Below are 20039 nucleotides of genomic sequence, written 5' to 3' on the forward strand. Positions count from 1 at the left end.
AGGTTGAGGGGTTAATTATCAAGTGAAACCAATTAGGAGAACCGTCCCCCTGAACGAAAATTCCCATTACCAAAAATATTCCTTGTTATTACAATAATTATCTGTTATAAAGTAAAATAAGGAATTTACTAATCTAGTTTCCAATCGGGAGGAATAAGGATGAATATGAAAAAAATATCTCTAATACCAGAGTTGATTGCTCTTATAGTAATCAGCTTATTTTCTGTATTCCTACTGGCAGTTCCAGTTTCTGCAGCCGAAACAATGGGAACCGGCAGTAAGGATAAGGTTTACAGCGATCTGAATAAAAGCAATCCTAACTTCAATTACATAAAATATCTCAGCCAACGGGGGATAATCGCTGGTTTTCCCGATGGCAGTTTTCAGCCGGAAGAAAGCTTGAGCCGAGCTCAGGCCGCTGTAATGCTGGTAAAGGCTATGGGGCTTGAGGCAAAGCCTACCAATGAAAAGGTTTTCCGGGATGTAGAAAAGGATTACTGGGCATCTCCCTATATAGCCAGCTGTGTTAAGGCCGGTTATATAAAGGGCTACCCCGATGGCAGTTTTCAGCCGGAAGAAAAGCTCAGCCGCGCTCAGGGTATAAGCCTGGTATTGAGGCTGAGCAAACAGGATATGAACCGGGCTTCCTTGCCGCTAATAGAAGATGTAAACCATGAGCATTGGGCTGCGCGGCATATAGCCACTGGCTTGGCGGCTGAGATGGTGGAATTGGACAGAAGTGGCAATAAATTTCTGCCTGATAGTCCCTTCAGCCGGCAGGAAATGTGTCGTGCTCTGGGAATGCTCTTGACCCAGGACCCCGACCACTATGCTTGCGAGTTAAAAGGAAAGCTCGTAGTAGAAAGTGGTGAGATTATTCTGAAAAGAGCCGGGCAGAGCCGAAAAGTAGAGAAGAGCGAGATAATTGTAAAGGGAGATATTATTGAAAGCGGACTCGGTGGTAGTGCTGTTATCAATTATTCTGATGGCAGCAGTATATTAATGAAAGAGAATAGTGTTATCAGCATAATTGACAGCCGGGGGCGAAGCTACATTTTGAAAGATGGTAACCCCAGTGTGGCTGTGGACTGGCTCAATTTTAAAATAGATAAAGGTGAAGTATTTACCGCTCTGGCCACAATAGCTGCCGAGCCCGGTCAGGAAAAGGCAGAGGAGAATAAAACTACTGGTTTAACTACCCTTCTGGCAGCGGGCGATAGCAGCCGCTATATAGCTGCAGCAGAGAAAAGCACTCCTCCGTGGTATAATACGGCCCAACAGAAAAAAGTAAAGGTCAAAGTAGATATGCCCTATGGTGTAGCGGCAGTAAGAGGAACTATTATAATGATAAGCATTGGCAGTGATGGCCGATGCAATGTGAGTTGTCTTAGCGGAAATGCTGAACTTAGCAGCGGAGGCGGTACGGTAAACCTTAATGGAGGTCAGAGCAGTGGGCTTACCCAGCAGGGAGCACCTCCACTGCCTCCAGGGCCGTGGACACCGCAGCAACAACAACTATTCCAGAATGTACAACAGTGGATACAGCAAACCCAGCAGCAAATGCAACAATTGCTGGAGAATCCGCCACCTCCGCCACCGCCGGCACCTCAGGCACCTCAGGCACCTCCGCCACCTCCGGTAGGTCCAGGGCAGATATCGACACCGGATACCGGCGGCGGCGGAGGAGGCTCCGGCGGTGGTGGTTCGGGTGGAGGCTCCGGCGGCGGCGAAAATCCACCTTTGATCCAGAGTATAGCCAATATTAGTGCTAATGTAATAAAAGGACAGAGCTATCAGCCTCCGGCCACTGTGACTGCTATAATGACTAACGGTACTAGCCAACAGGTGGCGATTAGCTGGGACAACAATAGCCCTGATACCAGTAATATTGGAGTGATAATCCTAAGTGGATCTGTAGCCGGTTATGCTACTACGGTAACCTTAACTCTAACCGTAGAGTCTTCTTCTCCTATAGCCAGGATAGATGATCTGAATGCTACTGTGGAAGAAGAACAGCCCTTTGAACTACCGGCAAGTGTTACTGCTATATTAGAAGATGGTAATAGCCGGCAGGTGGAGGTAAACTGGGATACCGATAATATTGACACCGACCAGCCGGGAATAGTAATTTTAAATGGTACAGTAGAAGGCTATAGTGGAACAATAAAACTGACAATTAACGTAAAACCAAGAGTAAACATAAAGCAAATAGAAGATATAGCGGTTGAGATAAAAGTTGGTGATAGCTTCAGCCTGCCCACACAGGTAGCGGCTTTAATGAGTGATGATAGCACGAAGCAAGTGGATATAAGTTGGACCCCGTCCAGCGTAGACAGCAGCAAAGCGGGGAATTACGAATTCGAAGGGACAGTAGAAGGTTATAGCAAAACAGTAAAACTGAAGCTAAAGATAGAACCGGGCGTAAGCATAAAGAAGATAGATGATATAAAAGTTGAAATAAAAGTTGGCGACAGCTACAGCCTGCCCGCACAGGTGGAGGCTTTGATGAGTGATGACAGCACGAAGCAAGTGGATATAAGTTGGACCCCGTCCAGCGTAGACAGCAGCAAAGCGGGGAATTACGAATTCGAAGGGACAGTAGAAGGTTATAGCAAAACAGTAAAACTGAAGCTAAAGATAGAACCGGGCGTAAGCATAAAGAAGATAGATGATATAAAAGTTGAAATAAAAGTTGGCGACAGCTACAGCCTGCCCGCGCAGGTAGAGGCTTTGATGAGTGATGACAGTACAAAGGAAGTGGATATAAGTTGGACCCCATCCAGCGTAGACAGCAGCAAAGCGGGGAATTACGAATTCGAAGGGACAGTAGAAGGTTATAGCAAAACAGTAAAACTGAAGCTAAAGATAGAACCGGGCGTAAGCATAAAGAAGATAGATGATATAAAAGTTGAAATACAAGTTGGTGATAGTTTCAACCTGCCCACACAGGTAGCGGCTTTGATGAGTGATGACAGTACAAAGCAAGTGCCAATAAGCTGGACCCCATCTACAGTTAAAACTGATGTAGCAGGTAGCTTTAGCTTTAGCGGTCAGGTAGAGGGCTATGCTTCTGCAGTAAGCCTGCTTCTTACAGTAAAAGCTATACCACCGCCACCACCCCCACCACCGCCACCACCAAGCATAAAGAAAATAGAAGATATAGCAGTTGAAATACAAGTTGGTGATAGTTTCAACCTGCCCACACAGGTAGCGGCTTTGATGAGTGATGACAGTACAAAGCAAGTGCCAATAAGCTGGACCCCGTCCACAGTTAATACTGATATGGCAGGGAGCTTTAGCTTTAGTGGTCAGGTAGAGGGCTATTCTTCTGCAGTAAGTCTGCTTCTTACAGTAAAAGCTATACCTCCGCCACAACTTGATCCACCAATTGCAATTCCAACTGAAGGCACCTATCCCATACCCCAGGAACTCATCCTGTCTTGTGAAAACGGTGCCATCATCTACTTTACCACTGATGGTAGTGATCCGAGAACCAGTGGAACCCGGATAATATATAACGGAGCATTTACGATTTCTACTAACACTACCATCAAGGCCTATGCGAAAAAAGAGGGTATGGTAGATAGTGAAGTTGTATGCTTTACCTACAAAGTAGCCTTTAAACTGGATGCGGTTTTTTTGAGTTATGACTTATCTAAATGTAGCCATTTCTGGGGCGACCTGCTTTTCTTTTTTAATGCTCCGGTAGATCCAAGTACCATTGGCATCGATAACCTGATTCCGGGAGCTACTGAACCGGTGCAGGTAAATTTACTTGCTCAAAACGGTGACCCCCTTTTTGCTGATCTGGGCTTGGGTAGTTTTAGTACGGATTTTGCTTTTTCGGGTTCTGGGAACTTTTATTTAAAGGGGAATGCTTATTTAAGCTCGGATAGACAGTTTCTGGTAATCAACATGTATGGTGATGCAGATGAGGGATCATTCACTTTGGGACAGGGGCAATTTACTCCAAATAGTAGCATAAAGAGTGCACAGGGAATTTCCTTGGATAGCAACCCTCTGCAATGTACCAGTGCTCAGGTTATCTCTCCAGTTCCAGGGAGCATCTGCAGCACTTCGCCTACTATTATCTGTGGTAGTACAGCAAGCAACCAGCCCATCAATAATGTGAAGGTAGAGATTATCACTTTGGATGCTTCTTCTCCACGATATCTGCGACCGGATAATAATGGGTGGTGCTTTGGGGAAGAAGAATACCGGATTCCATTAACGTCCACCGGTCCCAGCGATAATCCCTGGTCCACCTGGTCCCTGAATTTGAATCAGGCTCAACAGGAGGCTATTCTTGCTACTGAGCCCAACGTGTGTTATATAACTGTATGGGTGGAATTGCCAAACATATCAGGACCATTGACCAATATCGGTAGGTTTACCATTCAAACTCAGGATCAGGTTGCCGCTCCTACTGCAAATCCGCCTGCCGGCACCTATTCCACAGCCCAGAGCGTTAGCCTGTCTAGTGAAACTATCGATGCCAGCATCTTTTGTACCATTGATGGTAGTGATCCGAAAACCAGTAGTAGCCGGATGATATTTAACGGAGCAATTACGATTTCTACTGACACTACCATCAAGGCCTATGCGAAGAAAGAGGGTATGGCAGATAGCGATGTTGTAAGCTTTAGCTATACGATAGAAGCTCCATCGGTCGGTGCTTATGTGTATAGTGTAACACCTACTACTTTGTATGAAGATATGAACTCTGATCCGAACTATGCTGGTGGTAGACTTGCATATTATTATTTATATTCAGGTTTTGATTATCCGGGTATTATCGTAAGTATAGCCAACGGCACTTTAAATGAGAACATAAGCATAAGTGATTATGTATACCAACACAACCTGCCGGCTGGTCTTTCTGTTGGCAGTGTATTGCTGCTTAGTCCGAGTAAGTTGTATATCGCTATTGACGGCCAGGCTGAATCTCATGATGCCAATAACAGCATTAGCGACCTGAGCTTCACCATAGCCCAGTCGGCGGTGAATGGTGCAACTGATGATTTGACCACAGGGCCTATCAGCATCATCTTCAACCCTGATTTTACTTATATTAGCAGTGTGGGTCCATATATGCTGTATGAATCTCAGGAAAATGGTGGCACCCTTGACCCTGATTGTCAACATATTTATGTATATATAGCCAACGGCTCTATGAAACAGGACATAAGCAAGAATCATGTAATTGCCCACAACCTGCCGGCTGGTTTTAACTATGAAATATGGGCGGAAGAGTGCTATGGCGAGTATTATATCGACATCAAGATTACCGATAATGCTAACAACCATAGCTTCAGTGACAGCATTGACAATCTATACTTCACCATAGACAAAGAGGCGGTGAACGGCGCAAATGATGATTTGATCACAGGGCCTATCAGCATTACTTTTTACGATTACCCATTACCGTGATGAGACAGGGGTACATTAGCCAGTAGGAGACAAGGGGACGTTTCGTTTGTCTTGGGCATCAGCCACCAACAACTGTTCCTTGGGCAGGTGCAGCAAGACTGCACTTTAGCTGGTTTATGAAAGGGTATAATAATAGACTGGCACGGGGGACATAAGGCTGGTTGTTTGGGTTTTCCACAAAAGCCGGTAGATTTTGATTCAAAGTCCTGCCTGCTGCGAAAATTATGGCAAAATTAACATGACAGGGGATGCTTCCCCTGTCATGTAGTTTATAGGGCTAGAGGATAGTAACTTTGACGGTTCTTATTCCCCATTTCAGGGCTTCCTGGTGGGTATCGAAGAAAAGATCGAGCCGATTGCCTCTGATGGCATTGCCCTGGTCAGCCGCAATACCGCTGCCATAGCCTTCGACATAGAGCCGGGAGCCCATGGGAATGATATTGGGATCCACTGCTATGATGCCGCGGGCTAGAGGGTAGCCTAAGTAAGAGGGTTGTCCGCCATATGGAAAATTGCATTTGGCACAGGGACAATAGCCGGTTGTTACCATGCTAAGGGTTCTTTCTCCTCCTCTGGAGACCTGGGTGTAGCTCGGGGTTGCTGTGGATAATCCCAGGGCTTTTTTGGTTTGAGGACCTACAATCCCATCAACCTGGAGCTTTTTACTTTTTTGAAAGTTAATAACTGCATTATAGGTTTTAGCGCCGAAGATTCCGTCTGTTGCTCCACACCAGAAGCCCTGATTATTCAGAGTTTTCTGTAATTCAACTACTGCATTTCCTCTGGAACCCCATTGCAGATTGGGTTCAGCCGCCATTGCATTATTGCTGTACAATAGCAAGACTCCCGACAAAATGACTGCCATAATCAATACTCGCTTTACTAAGTGCATAATTCCTCCTTTCGCTACTGGCATCTTTTCTTAAACTATTTAAGAAAATGTCCCGCCAGTCTTAAGCTAGATTTTATTTTAAAGCACTAAAACACTTCAAACGGCAGGAGAGAGCTGTGTTTGGGACAGAACGGAATCTCTGGAAAGTGGGACAAGGTATTGTGAATTATCCGGCAGAATGGTGAGATAAACAGGGTGATGGTATATTGCGGCAAAGAATACCGGCTATTAGCAGTGATGTAAAAACTCATCTTTATTGGGGAAAGGTCGCCGGAGAAGAGGAATTTGGCGAGACTGCGCCTGCTGGCGAGAGACCTGGAGAAAATTATGGAAGGGCGGCTAAATGGTTATTATTAGTCTATAGACGGGGTAAGGTATTTGCTGGGAAGGCAGGCAAGAGGACTGTTTTTGTGGCTGGGAGCGGATAAGACAAACGAAACGTCCCCCTGTCTCCGAACAACGAGGGGACCGTTCTTGCGGCTGCTTATCTAACCAGCCACAAAAACAGTCCCCTTGGATAATATTATGTTCAATTTTCTCATAACATAAAGGTGAAATTCTCAGGTAAACTTAGATGGCGCGTTCGACTTTGCCGGAACGCAGGCAACGGGTGCAGACATATATTTTTTTGGGTGTTCCGTCAACTATTGCTTTGACTGGCTGAATATTGGGTTTCCATTGACGGTTGGTTCTTATATGGGAGTGGCTGTACTTTTTTCCAAAGCCCACGCCTTTCCCGCAAATATCACATTTAGCCATTATTTTGCCCCCTCTCTTAAACCGTGCACCTAAACATTGTACCAAAAGAGGTAGTAAAGGGCAAGAAGAAGGAATAATAATTGGCTTGTAGAATTAAGATTATACTGGTAGCCTGGTAAAAGAATCCGTATTAGGAGGGACATAAATGATTAAAATCAAGACTAGTGAATTAGGTGATATTGATATTGAAAAGGAAGTTATTGAAACTATTGCCGGCTTGGCAACGATAGATTGCTATGGATTGGTGGGCATGGTTCCCATTGACTGGCAGAGTGGAATTACCAGTATTCTAGGGCTGGAATCGATCCGCAAAGGGGTGCTGGTTCGCTCCAGTGAAGAGGGTTTAATTATCGATGTTTATGTTATTGTGGGCTATGGTATCAAGATAAGTGAAGTAGCCAGCAATGTTATTCAGAAAGTGGCTTATGTTGTCCAGAATAATACTGGTTTGAAAGTGGCTGAGGTCAATGTTAATGTAAAAGGGATAAAAGTCGTGACGGGGAAATAGGGGAGGATATTAGATTTGAGTTTGCTAAAGATTGATGGCAGCGACCTGATAAGGGCTGTTAAATCAGGTTGTATAAAGCTGGAGCATGAGCGAGACCGGGTAGATGCTTTGAATGTGTTTCCGGTACCGGATGGAGATACAGGCACCAATATGTATTTAACCCTTTTGTCAGCGGTAAAAGAAAGCGAAAAGAGCCGGGGGCAGTCTTTGGCCGCCGTGGCCAAAGCTATTTCTGCCGGTTCCTTGATGGGGGCGCGGGGCAACTCTGGGGTAATCTTATCCCAGGTTTTTCGTGGATTTGCCAGGTTGATGGAGGGCAAGGAACAGGCAACGGCAACGGATTTGGCTCAGGCCTTAAAAGCGGGTGCCAATACGGCTTATGAGGCAGTAATGAAACCGGTGGAAGGAACTATTCTGACCGTAATCCGGGAGCTGGCCCGGACTGCTGAAGCCGAAGCAAAAAAGGATTCGGATATAGTACGGACGCTGCTGCTAGCTATCAAGGCTGGTCACCAAACCTTGCAGAAAACACCGATGATGCTGCCTATCTTGAAGGAAGCCGGGGTGGTAGATGCAGGCGGGCAGGGGTTAATGATTTTCTTCGAAGGGGCTCTGGAGGGATTGGTTCAGGACCAGGATATCATACTGGAAAGCTATGAGAGACAGGCGGAGATGGGATGGCAGGATAAACGGGTCGAAGAGGTTTTAAGCCTGGATTTTCAATATTGTACCGAAACTCTGATAAAGGGAAAGGATCTCGAACCCACGGAGATAAAAGAGCACCTGGCTCCCCTGGGTGATTCTATGCTGGTGGTAGGCGGAGATGAGCTGGTTAAAGTTCATATTCATTCCAATCATCCCGGAAAAGTGCTGGAGTCCTGCCTGCAATGGGGAAGCTTGTCCGATATAAAGATTAACAATATGTTGGATGAAGTACATGAGCATCGGGAAAATTGGCCCCGGCTCAATGAGGAACTGGCGGCAGCCAGCAAGAACTTGAAGAATATAGGCCTGGTAGCTGTGGGCGCGGGATCAGGGGTAGTGCAAATACTGCAGAACCTGGGCGTGGATGTGGTGGTCGAAGGTGGGCAAACCATGAATCCCAGTATAGAGGATCTCTTAAATGCGTGTAAAGAGGTACCGGCCCCAAGTGTGATTATTTTACCCAATAACAGCAACATTATAATGGCCGCTGAGCAAGCCAAACAGCTTAGTGATAAGCCGGTGGCAGTGGTTCCCAGCAGATCGGTTATGCAGGCTATTACCGCTCTAATCGCTTTTAATCCTGAACTGGCTCTGGAGGATGTGGCCCAGGCTATGATAGAAGAGATGAAACAGGTTAAATATGGTGAGGTTACCTACGCGGTTAGGGATTCCCAGCTGAATGGGCTGGAAATAAAAAACGGGGATACCATTGGCCTCATAGAAGATAAAATTAGCGTTACGGCTGATAATGCCGGCGAGGCGGTATTGAAGCTCCTGGAGAGAATGGCCGATGAGGATAGTGAGTTGATTACCTTCTTCTATGGGGAAGATGTCAGCGAAGAAGAGGCTAATAATTTAAAGGAGAAAATAATCAATAATTACCCGGATTATGAAGTGGATCTTCATTATGGCGGGCAGCCTCACTACCGCTATTTGTTGTCAGTGGAATAAAGTTTAAAGGCCCGGGCATATAACAAATAAGTTAAAATATGGCAAAATATAATAGTCTTTTATGTATCATAATACTACTGACTTTGCGGTTAGTAGTTTTTTTATCGCCAATTTTTCCATTTTGTATATCAAGGGATGGTTATTTTTATTTACATAATCAAGAAAAACCCTCACACCTTACCCCTTACCCCTTATCCCTAACTTCTTCAACAATCAAGGCGGTAAAAAAGTGGATAATATATCATGGGGACGGTTGTGGTGATATATAACGAGGAGGCAAAAAAAGTGCAGAATAAAATGGATAACAAAGAGGCTATGGAACGAATTAAATTTGAAGTTAGCCAGGAAATGGGCTTGTCCAAGCCTGTAGAAAAAAAGCAGAAAAATATTAAGAAGTAAAGAAAATACTTCTAGCATATTAGTTTCGTCCGGGGAAAAAATAAAACTACACCAGGCAAAGGAGGTGAAACAAAATGGCTAGAAACAATCAGCTCTTAGTTCCCCAGGCCAGAGCCGCCATGGATAATTTCAAAATGGAAGCTGCTGGAGAAGTTGGTGTTAGCCTGAAGCAGGGTTACAATGGAGACCTGACAGCCAAACAGGCAGGAAGCATCGGCGGACAGATGGTTAAGAAAATGATTTATGATTATCAGCAGAGGGCATCTGGCAAGGTTTAAGGCCGAAATAACCCTAAACCTGCCAAATACCAATAGTATCGAACTAAGGTAAACTAAATAATTATACTATTGTTAACAAGCGGATTAATATATATCCGCTTGTTTTCATGGAATAAGCATGATAAGGGGGATAAGTCCGAGTACAGTCCGCGGACTTTTTGGACTTATTCCATTTTAAGTAGCATAGAGCAGCAGTTGTTCTTCCGATATACCCGGAAAGAGGGAGCGGGCTACCCCCATGGAAATAATGCGGGTGGTGTTTTCGATGATCTCATCAATTTCTTTCGGGGTCACTCCCAGGCTTCCTCCAAAGGGACTGAGTATTTCTTTTATCGCATCAAATGAGGTAGTTTCATTAAACGGGGCACCGATATTGTAACAGAATTTTTTTACCGCTTCATTGGCGATTATGGCAGCATTAACTATAGTGGGACAACCGATGGCTATAACCGGTACCCCCAGCTCTTGCTCAGTAATGGCATGACGCGTATTGCCCACCCCGGAACCAGGTTGAATACCGGTATTGCACATTTGAATACTGGTTCCGATACGCTTGACATCCTGCGCTGCCAGGGCATCAACTGCTACCAGCAGGGCCGGTTGAACTTTTTCCACTATCCCTTTTATAACATCGAAAGTTTCCAGGCCGGTAATGCCCAGGACTCCCGGGGCTATACCACAAGTGGGACGCATTCCTTCGACCAGAGCGTCCGGGGCATAACTATGATAATGGCGGGTAATGGGGCTGTATTCGATAAATCTTGGACCGAGAGCATCGGCGGTGGCTCTCCAATTGCCCAATCCCACCAACAAAACCGTGTCCTGGGGTTTTAGCTTTTCTCCAATTAAAGTGTGCATGCTTTCTTCCATGGCTTCTACTATCTCATCGCGAACATAAGGGTCATTTATCTTTAAAGGGGGGGATTCTATAGTTACATAAGTGCCGATAGGTCGTCCCAATTTTTCGGCTCCATTTTGGTCGAGAATAGTTATAGTGGTTATTTTGATGTTTTTTAATTGTTTAATATCTTCCTTTACCCCAGATATTTCTTGATCGCTGGCACCTCTTACCAGATCGCGCGCCTCTATTGCCATGTCTATATAGATATTAAATTCCCGGTTTATCATATTGACTACCTCCTATGGGTTTATTATCCGTTTTTTACGGAATAAATATTCATAAAAATTCCTGGCTGCTCAAGTAAAAATGGCGACTTTACAGTCGCCATTTTTGGGGAGAGGAGAATTTTGTAAAGTTGTTGGGGAGGGTTTGTTACCAGACTTTTATCTGGTAATTATATATTTACCCGTTATTTGATTATATATACAATTATTCAAAAAAAATTTTAACAGCCAGCCCGCTAGTTAAAGTTGACACGGGATTCATTGACACGGGGACGGGGTTGTTGACAAATTCCTTCTTTCTAAACCTATTTTCTTACTAACCCCCCATGGCCGGGGGCCACAACCACCGATGAAAAGTGAGTAGTAGGGGCTTGTCATGAGTTAGTAGGCGCTTAAATAGTAAGATGTAGTAGGAAATAAATTTACCCTTCACCCCTTAACTCCTCACTTTCCTCTAAAGAGTAGATTAGGAGCGGTTTTTTGCTCCCCAAGTAGCACTGAGACGAATCGTCTCCTTATGTTTTCTATTTTTATGATAAAATAAACTATGGCAAAAAAGGGCAAACAATGTTTAAGGGCGAATTAATAATCAGAGGGAGTAAATATGAGGGTAATTGGAGGAATAGCCCGGGGAAGGCCTTTGAAGGCTCCTCCCGGAATGAACACCAGACCGATTACGGATAGGATAAAGGAAAGCCTTTTTAACATAATTGCTTCGGATATAGAAGGTGCGACACTGCTGGATCTGTTTGCCGGAAGTGGCAGTGTGGGTATTGAAGCCTTGAGCCGGAGGGCGAAGTGGGTTTGTTTTGTCGATAACAACCGGGAGGCAGTTAAGACCATAAAGGCTAATCTTGAGCGTTGTGGTTTTTCCGGAGATTACGAAATATTCCGCAGCGATGTTTTCAAGGCGGTGGAGGCGCTACGTAGAAGGGGTTTGCGTTTTGATTATATTTATGTAGATCCTCCCTTTACCCAGGAAAAGATTTTTGATCTGATAATGGATGCCTTGGACAAGGCAGAGCTTTTGAATGAAAAAGGTATAGTCATAATCCGGGCGCCGCGGAAAAAAAGCCTGCCCGAAAGCCTGGATGGATTGGAGCGATACCGCTTAAATCATTACGGAGAGTCGAGTTTACACTACTATCGCCTGGATAAGGAGGAACGGGGTTATGATGGAGATATTCAGGATACTGGACGAAATGGAACAAATGGTAAAGAACAGTAAAAAAGTCCCCTTGATGAACGATAAGGTCTTAATAGAAAGCCATCGCTTTCTAGATCGGCTGGATAGAATACGGGCTATTTTGCCGGAGGATCTGGAGACAGCCAGGATTTTATTGTCAGAAAAGGAACGGATAGTAAAGGAGGCCTGCGCGGAGGCGGAAACCGTTATGGAACAATCCAGGGATCACGTAGCTCGTATGGTCGATGATAACGAGATTACTCGCAATGCCATGAAAATGGCGGAAGATATAATAGCTAAGGCTGAGCAGGTAGCCCAGGATATTCGCCGGGATGCGGATGATTATGCAGACGGCCTGCTCTCCCACATGGAAATCGTTTTAAAGAAGGGCCTGGATGCTGTGCAACAGGGTAGAGAAGCTCTGAGACAGGAATAGGGCCAAGGGATATATAAGGAGATATATTCCTTGTCAAGTTCTTCTGGGATAAAGGCTGACTGCAAGCATAAATGCCAGCAGAAGGAAGCATACCCAAAGACAGGCAATGGAGATGCCCCAGGCATCAAAGGAGTATAAGGCTTTGTGGTAGGGCAGGGAAAAGGATAGGACACTCTGCTGCCCGCTTGCCAGGAGCTTGTAGGCGGCAGTTGTTATAATAATAGATAAAAACATTTGCATCAAGCGGGAGTATAGATAAAAGGAGAGTTTTACCGGGGTGCCGACCACGATGCTCATCACCTGGGCGATAATGGAGAGGCCGCTCCAAGCCAGTATGCTACTGACTGCCAGCAGTTGGGGGAGGATGTTGGCAGGGGAGGTAGCAGTTATGGCCCTGGCGCCAATGGTAATTTCAAATAAGCCCATTAACCAGCCATAGATAAGTTCATAGGAAAGATTAAAAACAGATAATATCTTTAATAGAAAAAGGGCCAGGAGATCAATTATACCCCAGAAGGAGAACATCTGCGTTATTACGGAAAACAGAATAATAAAGCCAGCAATAGCCAGAATGTTGTTCAGGCTATTTTTTATGGCATCACTCAGGAGTTTTCCCGGGCCGCAGTAGTTTTCTCTCGCTTCCGCCAGGGCCTGGGATAACTCCTGACTCAGGGGGAGGCGAGATCTATTCCGTAAGGGTTTCTTCGCTCTTAGCCCCCAGAACATACCGACTATGAGATTGGATAAGTAATGAGACAGGGCCAGAATATAGCCCAGGAAGGGAGAACCAAACATTCCTACTCCCACCGCTCCAATGATAAAAAGGGGACTGCAGTTGTTGGTGAAAGAAACCAGGCGCGATATTTCTTCGCCGCTAATCATTTTTTCATCATAGAGTTTCTTGCTCAGGATTGCCCCTACCGGAAAACCCGAGGTAAATCCCATGACTACTACCAGTGAACTGCAGCCGGGCAGATTAAAAAGCGGGCGCATAACCGGTTCCAGCAATATCCCCAATATTCTCGGAACGCCCAGGTTAACCAGTAGTTCAGCCAGAATAAAGAAGGGGAGAAGGGCGGGCACAATTATGGAAAACCATAATTTGAAACCAGAGGAAGCAGCATTTACTGTTTCCTGCGGGTTGAGCAGCATGAAAACTGCCAGAAATAGTATTATAATAAGAAAAAAAAGCCGGGAATAATTACCCATGCCATACCTCCATAAGTTAGTGAGGGGTAAGGGGTTATGTTATAGCAAGGTAGATTCATAATGTTTATGGGATTATCTTAGCGCTCAAGCACCCCGGGAAGTTCAAATTTGTGATTCTAATGCAAAAGTAAAAACCCCTTTTGTTGCATAAGGGTTGCATAAATATACAAGTATATTTCAATTTAGGGATTTAGCTGATTATAGATAATATATTAGAGATATGCTTTGCATATAACCTGACAAGGTAAAGCTGTGCTAATACGGATGTCAGCGAGGAGGGACGAAATGCTGGATGATAAATTCAGGCCCAGGGTAGCCCTGGTGCTGGGTGCGGGCAGCGCCCGCGGACTGGCGCATATTGGGGTTATACAGGTACTCAGAGAGCATCATATTCCTTTTGATTTTATTGTGGGAAGCAGCATGGGTGCCATGGTTGGCGGTATATATGCGGCCGGGGCTGATATTAAGATGCTGGATCGTATGCTGGAAAATATGGACACCAATGTTTTCTATGATGTGCATGTTCCCCGCCTGGGTTTTATGTCCGGCAAAAAAATCACGAGCTTTCTAGAACTGATGACCAAGAAAAAAAGCTTTGCTGAACTCGACCTGCCTCTCCTAACTGTGGCTACCGACCTCCTGTCTGGGGAAAGGGTGGTCTTGGAAGAGGGTTCGGTGGCGGAGGCAATTAGAGCCAGCATTTCTATTCCGGGTATTTTTACCCCGGTACAGCAGGAGGGAATGATATTGGTGGATGGGGCGGTGGTTGATCGCCTGCCTATTGAAGTAGCACGGAGCCGGGGGGCTGATCTTATAATCGCAGTAGATGTAACCTTCGGTCCAGGGAAAAATGTCAGCATTGTTAACACCATGGATGTGATTATGGCATCGCTGGATATAATGGGCAAACAGCATTTTGATTTGGTTCACCCCGGTGCAGATATTCTCATACAGCCAGCGGTGGGTTCTTTCCAACCGGGAGATTTTGATAAATCACGCCAAATCGTAGACCAGGGGAGAATCGCAACCGAGCAGAAAATCGATGAAATCCTGGAAAAAATTATGGCCCAAGCAGCAACGAAAATTGAAGGATTTAATTCATGATTTTTATCATTTATACCATTCAAGAAATTCGGCTTGTGTCACATCCAAATGTTTTAAAATCTTTGCCAACTTGCTGGGGTTAACTTTTTTACCTGGATGGTGGGTTTGGAGCAAAGATTTGTGGTTCTTGATATTTTATCAACTCTTTTATAGCAGCTTTTAGATTAACTATCGCTTCTTCTTCGGTATCACCACTTGCTGTAGCTCGTAATTCGTCATAGTAAGCAAGGTACTCATCGTCAGCTTTTTCAATCACGCAAAATACCTCTACCTTTTTCACATTATCACCTCTCTGATATTATTATACCCCGGAGCATTGCTGCTTTTCTATTCAGAACAAGCTCGAATTATTTTCCCTCTGCAACATCAATAACTTAACAACTTAAGTGCCTGGCACCGGTGAAGTAGTGAAGTCGCGACCGGCTCGCCGGGTTGCGGGGTTAGGGAAGAGTAAGCTATATACATCGGTGGCCTGACAGTCCAGCTTAATCATTTCTGCCAATGCTGTTCCCGGGTTTTTGTCCCGGGCCTGTTTCATTTCACTGCCCCGACTAAATATTTTTAATTTAGATTTAATTTTTATTTTTTGCAGGATTTCCTGACCTTTTGCAGAAAAACCTAAGATATGCAGGTACTGTGGACCATGCTGGTCGTACAGTTCAACCTGGTTCTTTGAAAGAGCAAAGAGTGTGTACAATAGAGTCCGGTTGATTCGAGTCAGGCTGTAACGTTTGGATTTGATGAACTGTCGGAGTTCCTCCAGGGTGCCGCAAGAATTCGTCGCTTCTTTAATCCGGAATTCCAGGCCTTCAGAAACTTCGTAAATTTCCCTGAGATAATCCGTTGAGACCAGTCGCAGGTTTACCATGATGGCTTGTTCCAGGCTATCGGGTCCAATCGGTGCCCGGCCCAGAGCTATTTCCCGCTGTAATATCTTTTCGGTAGCCGGAGATATGCTGTTGGTGATTTTTTCCCAGTCCAAATTATGGTACAGGGCCTGGCGAATAGCCCTGGCACTGGAGTATGGGGATAAATCACTACTATGGAAGGACGAGCCCTGGCGCGGAATGGTCAAGGGAAGCAGGGGAATTCCCTCTTCTTCGATAACCCGAAGGTATTCGAGGGCCAGTATGTTATTGGGGCCGGGAAGGATTTCCTGGAGCTGTTTCTTCTCTCCTCCCATATATTCCTGCAGGGCCGAGGAGCGGGCCAGGGGAAAACTCCAACCCTGGGAAAGTCGTTTCTTGAGGGCAGTTTTGTAGCTTTCTGGTTCATGGGCTAGTATTCCCGCTATTTCTTGTAGCTGGGAAAGCTGACCGCTCTCACTGCCAAAAGCCAGGTGAGTGACCACTCCGCTACGTTGTAGAAGCTGCACGGCTCCTTTTGCAAAATAGTAAGCACTACGGGTAGCAAAGCAAAAAGGAAGTTCGATAAGCAAATCCACGCCAGCGGTCAAAGCCATCTCCGCCCGGGCCCATTTGTCACAAAAGGCAGGTTCACCCCTTTGTAAAAAATTACCGCTCATTACGACGACGGTGGCGGAGAAGTCGCCCTGTTGCCGGGATTTTTCCAGCAGGTAAAGGTGCCCGTTATGGAAGGGATTGTATTCTGCTACTATGCCTAAAATTGCCATAGCCCAACTCTCCTGTTATTTTCTAGTATCATAAATTTTACCACCGGCTATTCATTTATGCTAGAATGTATGAGGAGAGTCTGAGCGTACATAATGTAATCAAAAACAAGGAGGTAAAAGAATGGATCTTATAGCACAAATTAAAGAAAAAGCAGCAAAAAATGTCAAGGCCATTGTTCTTCCTGAGGGAACTGAGGAAAGAACAATTCAAGCTATCAAGGGAATTGTTGATAGCAAGGTGGCTCGTCCCATTCTTCTGGGCGATGAGGGAGCTATCAAGGGCATAGCCAGTAAAATTGGAGCGGATATCTCCGGCGCTGAAATTATCAACCCGGAAAAGGCTCCATTTTTTGATGATTTTGTACAGGCTTTCTATGAAATGCGCAAGTCAAAAGGTGTTGACCTGGACAAAGCCAAAGCCACCATGCTCGATCCCCTCTTTTTTGCATCGATGATGGTTAAAATGGATAAGGCTGATGGTGAGGTAGCCGGAGCCGAGAACACTACCGGCAATGTTTTACGGCCTGCTCTCCAGATCATTAAAACTTCTCCCGGTATCTCTGCCGTATCAGGCGCTTTTATTATGATCGTGCCCAACTGCTCCTATGGTGACAACGGAGTATTTGTATTCGCTGACTGTGCGGTTACCATTGACCCGACCGCAGCACAGCTGGCTGAATTTGCCAAGGCTTCAGTAGGGACGGCTGTTGACCTTTGCGGAATGAAAGATCCGAAAATCGGCATGCTTTCTTTCTCTACCAAGGGCAGTGCCAGCCATGAAATGGTAGATAAAATGGTTCAGGCAACGGCTATTGCCAAAGAGAAATTCCCTGAACTGAAGGTTGATGGAGAATTCCAATTGGATGCAGCTATAGTTCCCAGTGTTGGGTCCTCCAAAGCTCCGGGCAGCCCGGTAGCAGGTGACTGCAATGTGCTTATCTTCCCGGATATCCAGGCAGGAAATATTGGCTACAAACTGGTGCAGAGGACAGCCAAAGCTGAGGCTATTGGTCCGATTCTACAGGGAATAGCCAAGCCGGTTAACGACCTTTCCCGCGGCTGCAGTGTTGAGGATATCGTCAATGTGGTAGCGATGACGGCAGTTAGATCATAAGAACACAAGTAGTTACACTAAAAGGCCGGTGATTAACCACCTTCTTAGGAAGGGGCAGTAGTTTCCTTTTTTCTTCAGATTACGAAGGATTCTGAAAAACTCTGAAGAATATATTCTAAAGAATATTGTGAAAAAGAAAACAACAACAAATAAATTGAGGAGGTATGTTTAAAAATGAAGGTTCTGGTAGTAAACGCAGGCAGCTCATCCATCAAATACCAGGTTGTAGACATGACGGATGAATCCGTTCTGGCTGTAGGTCTGGTTGACCGTGTAGGTATTCCTGGCACCACCCTGGATCACAGCCCCCTGGGCAAAGACAAAGTTACGATTAAAAAAGACCTGCCTGATCATACTGCAGGTATGGAACTGGTTCTCCAAGTTCTGGTCAACGAAGAGTATGGCTGTATAAAGAGCATGGATGAGATCGGTGCAGTTGGCCATCGCGTGGTTCATGGCGGCGAGGGTTTTGCTGAATCCGTAGTTATCGATGATGAGGTTAAGAGAGTTATTAAGGAATGCTTCGAAATCGCACCTCTGCACAATCCTCCCAATATGATGGGAATTGAAGCCTGCCAGAGACTGATGCCCAATGTAAAGCATGTGGCTGTTTTTGATACTGCTTTCCATCAGACTATGGGACCGGCTAACTTCATGTACGCTCTGCCCTATGATGTCTATGAGAAATTCCGGGTAAGAAGATATGGTTTCCATGGAACTTCCCATTTCTATGTAGCTCACCGGGCAGCTGAAATGCTGGGCAAGCCTTATGAAGAATGCAAGATAATTACCCTGCACCTGGGCAATGGTGCCAGTATGGCGGCCATTAAGGATGGCAAAGTAATAGACACTTCCATGGGCTTCACTCCGTTGGAAGGCTTGGTAATGGGTACCCGCTCCGGCGACATTGACCCGGCTATTGTTTTCTTCCTGATGGACAAACTGGGCATGAATTCTTCCGAAGCCAACAACTATTTCAATAAGAAATCTGGTATGCTGGGACTATCCGGTGTTTCCAATGACCTCAGAGACATTCTGGAAGCGGCTGGTTCCGGTAATGAAAGAGCCAAGATTGCCCTTGATGTTTACTACAACAAGGTTAAAGGCTATATCGGCAACTACATTGCTAAATTGAATGGTGTTGACTGCCTGGTATTTACTGCTGGTGTAGGTGAAAACGCCATCGACATTCGCGAAAATGTCTGCGCCAATCTGGATTATCTGGGAATCAAGATGGATGTTGAGAAGAACAAGGTCAGAGGAAAAGAAGTGGATGTGGCTACTGCCGATTCCAAAGTCAGAATTTTCCTTATCCCCACCAACGAAGAACTGGTTATTGCCAGAGATACTTTCAACCTGGCGAAATAATAGAGTTTCAGCTAAAGAGGCGGGCTTATCCCGCCTCTTGGTTTTTCTGCGGGATGAATCAGGTTAGTGCAGGGTATGGAAATATTGACAAGGCTAATTGGGGCAGACTATAATTAATCTGGTGTTTTTATGGGATGTCTTACTTTTCATTGTTGGTTGTGCCCTCTGGGCATGGGGGATAGAATGAAGATTGACCTTAGGAGGCTAAAACTTCACCCGCAAGAAAGCGAAGAGTTTTACCTGGAAACAGCCGGGAGAAACGATTTCCTTAAGGAAGTTGGCGGGAAATTTGCAGCACCGCTGCAGGTAAAGTTGCTGGTTGATAATACGGGAAAGATTTTTGTAGCCCGGGGCCGTGTCAGAACTACTTTACAACTACCCTGTTCCCGCTGCCTGGGAGAAGCGATAGTTCCGGTAGATGCGGAACTGGCTTGTAATATCCTGGAAGCCAAGTATTCGGAATATGCGGATTTGGAAGAGGACATAATCATTCATGATCCGGGCCAGGTGGATATAAGTCCCTGTGTAGAGGAAGCCCTTTTTATGAGTATTCCCATTAACCCCTTATGCAAGTTGGGATGCCAGGGGCTCTGTCCCCGCTGTGGAGTAAATCGTAATCTCGAAGAATGCCAGTGTGAAAGCGAAGAAATCGACCCCCGCTGGGAAAAGCTTAAGAACATAATAAAATAATGAAGGAGGGTTTTGAACCATGGGAGTTCCCCAAAGAAGACAGTCACACGCGCGTAAGAATAAGCGCCGGTCCGAGTGGAGGAAAATCGATAAACCTGGACTGGTGGAGTGTCCCCAGTGTCATGAACTGAAAATGCCACACCGGGCCTGTTTGAATTGCGGATACTACAAAAGCAATAAGGTGATGTAGTAATAAGGTGAGGAGTGAGGGGTAAGGGGTTTATATACTAGTAAATCCCAAGAACTTACCTA

18 protein-coding genes are annotated in these 20039 nt (G+C 45.4%); 12 read left to right on the forward strand and 6 right to left on the reverse strand.

What is annotated here, in order from left to right; genetic code table 11:
- The first annotated feature begins 159 nt into the window (after positions 1–159).
- Positions 160–5430 carry an Ig-like domain-containing protein gene (locus tag SWOL_RS03805; RefSeq protein ID WP_011640182.1) on the forward strand — a complete coding sequence of 1757 codons (5271 nt, stop codon included), beginning with the start codon at positions 160–162 and terminating at the stop codon, positions 5428–5430.
- A 277-nt stretch (positions 5431–5707) separates the two neighbouring features.
- Here the strand turns inward: SWOL_RS03805 and SWOL_RS15055 are convergent, their stop codons facing one another.
- Positions 5708–6322 (reverse strand): 3D domain-containing protein, encoded by a 615-nt coding sequence (locus tag SWOL_RS15055; protein ID WP_011640183.1) that lies wholly within the window; start codon positions 6320–6322, stop codon positions 5708–5710.
- 206 nt (positions 6323–6528) lie between these two features.
- Between SWOL_RS15055 and SWOL_RS03815 the strand changes: the two genes are divergently transcribed.
- Positions 6529–6750, forward strand: coding sequence for a hypothetical protein (locus SWOL_RS03815; RefSeq protein WP_041427373.1), 222 nt, complete (start codon positions 6529–6531; stop codon positions 6748–6750).
- Positions 6751–6892: 142 nt separating this feature from the next.
- Here SWOL_RS03815 and rpmB read toward each other — a convergent pair whose 3' ends face one another.
- Complete coding sequence (rpmB, locus tag SWOL_RS03820; RefSeq protein WP_011640184.1) at positions 6893–7081, reverse strand: 50S ribosomal protein L28; 189 nt, start codon at positions 7079–7081, stop codon at positions 6893–6895.
- A gap of 145 nt (positions 7082–7226) precedes the next feature.
- Here rpmB and SWOL_RS03825 point away from each other — a divergent pair, with 145 nt between their 5' ends.
- The 3 genes from SWOL_RS03825 (at position 7227) to SWOL_RS03835 (ending at position 9922) form a co-directional block, all read left to right on the forward strand.
- Entirely contained in the window at positions 7227–7589 is a 363-nt protein-coding gene (locus tag SWOL_RS03825) for an Asp23/Gls24 family envelope stress response protein (RefSeq protein WP_011640185.1), read from the forward strand.
- Positions 7590–7604: 15 nt separating this feature from the next.
- Complete coding sequence (locus tag SWOL_RS03830) at positions 7605–9245, forward strand: DAK2 domain-containing protein (RefSeq protein WP_011640186.1); 1641 nt, start codon at positions 7605–7607, stop codon at positions 9243–9245.
- A 473-nt stretch (positions 9246–9718) separates the two neighbouring features.
- The gene (locus SWOL_RS03835) at positions 9719–9922 is read left to right on the forward strand and encodes an alpha/beta-type small acid-soluble spore protein (protein ID WP_011640187.1); all 204 of its coding nucleotides are present in this window, start codon (positions 9719–9721) and stop codon (positions 9920–9922) included.
- Between the two features lie 174 nt (positions 9923–10096).
- Here the strand turns inward: SWOL_RS03835 and gpr are convergent, their stop codons facing one another.
- Positions 10097–11050 (reverse strand): GPR endopeptidase, encoded by a 954-nt coding sequence (gene gpr / locus SWOL_RS03840; RefSeq protein WP_011640188.1) that lies wholly within the window; start codon positions 11048–11050, stop codon positions 10097–10099.
- A gap of 601 nt (positions 11051–11651) precedes the next feature.
- On the opposite strand from gpr, the gene rsmD reads away from it, so the two are divergent.
- Positions 11652–12275, forward strand: a complete 624-nt coding sequence (gene rsmD / locus SWOL_RS03845) for a 16S rRNA (guanine(966)-N(2))-methyltransferase RsmD (RefSeq protein ID WP_049750094.1) — start codon at positions 11652–11654, stop codon at positions 12273–12275.
- Complete coding sequence (locus SWOL_RS03850; RefSeq protein WP_011640189.1) at positions 12220–12669, forward strand: hypothetical protein; 450 nt, start codon at positions 12220–12222, stop codon at positions 12667–12669. Before rsmD ends, SWOL_RS03850 begins: the two co-directional genes overlap by 56 nt.
- 33 nt (positions 12670–12702) lie before the next feature.
- Here the strand turns inward: SWOL_RS03850 and ylbJ are convergent, their stop codons facing one another.
- On the reverse strand, positions 12703–13878 hold the full coding sequence (gene ylbJ, locus SWOL_RS03855) for a sporulation integral membrane protein YlbJ (RefSeq protein WP_011640190.1): 1176 nt from the start codon (positions 13876–13878) through the stop codon (positions 12703–12705).
- A gap of 285 nt (positions 13879–14163) precedes the next feature.
- On the opposite strand from ylbJ, the gene SWOL_RS03860 reads away from it, so the two are divergent.
- A complete protein-coding gene (locus SWOL_RS03860; protein WP_011640191.1) occupies positions 14164–14982 on the forward strand; it encodes a patatin-like phospholipase family protein in 819 nt (272 codons plus the stop codon).
- An 88-nt stretch (positions 14983–15070) separates the two neighbouring features.
- Here the strand turns inward: SWOL_RS03860 and SWOL_RS03865 are convergent, their stop codons facing one another.
- Both SWOL_RS03865 and SWOL_RS03870 read right to left on the reverse strand, forming a co-directional pair.
- On the reverse strand, positions 15071–15262 hold the full coding sequence (locus SWOL_RS03865) for a hypothetical protein (protein ID WP_041427374.1): 192 nt from the start codon (positions 15260–15262) through the stop codon (positions 15071–15073).
- Between the two features lie 102 nt (positions 15263–15364).
- The gene (locus SWOL_RS03870; RefSeq protein ID WP_011640192.1) at positions 15365–16615 is read right to left on the reverse strand and encodes a nucleotidyltransferase; all 1251 of its coding nucleotides are present in this window, start codon (positions 16613–16615) and stop codon (positions 15365–15367) included.
- Between the two features lie 121 nt (positions 16616–16736).
- On the opposite strand from SWOL_RS03870, the gene pta reads away from it, so the two are divergent.
- The 4 genes from pta to rpmF all read left to right on the forward strand — a co-directional run bounded on the left by pta (position 16737) and on the right by rpmF (position 19977).
- A complete protein-coding gene (gene pta, locus SWOL_RS03875) occupies positions 16737–17729 on the forward strand; it encodes a phosphate acetyltransferase (protein ID WP_011640193.1) in 993 nt (330 codons plus the stop codon).
- 174 nt (positions 17730–17903) lie between these two features.
- Positions 17904–19097, forward strand: coding sequence for an acetate/propionate family kinase (locus SWOL_RS03880; RefSeq protein WP_011640194.1), 1194 nt, complete (start codon positions 17904–17906; stop codon positions 19095–19097).
- Between the two features lie 183 nt (positions 19098–19280).
- Positions 19281–19787: a YceD family protein gene (locus tag SWOL_RS03885; protein WP_041427375.1), complete on the forward strand. Its 507-nt coding sequence runs from the start codon at positions 19281–19283 to the stop codon at positions 19785–19787.
- Between the two features lie 19 nt (positions 19788–19806).
- A complete protein-coding gene (gene rpmF / locus SWOL_RS03890) occupies positions 19807–19977 on the forward strand; it encodes a 50S ribosomal protein L32 (protein WP_011640196.1) in 171 nt (56 codons plus the stop codon).
- Positions 19978–20039: the final 62 nt, after the last annotated feature.

Origin of the sequence: Syntrophomonas wolfei subsp. wolfei str. Goettingen G311 (assembly GCF_000014725.1) — a bacterium.
GTDB lineage: Bacteria > Bacillota > Syntrophomonadia > Syntrophomonadales > Syntrophomonadaceae > Syntrophomonas > Syntrophomonas wolfei.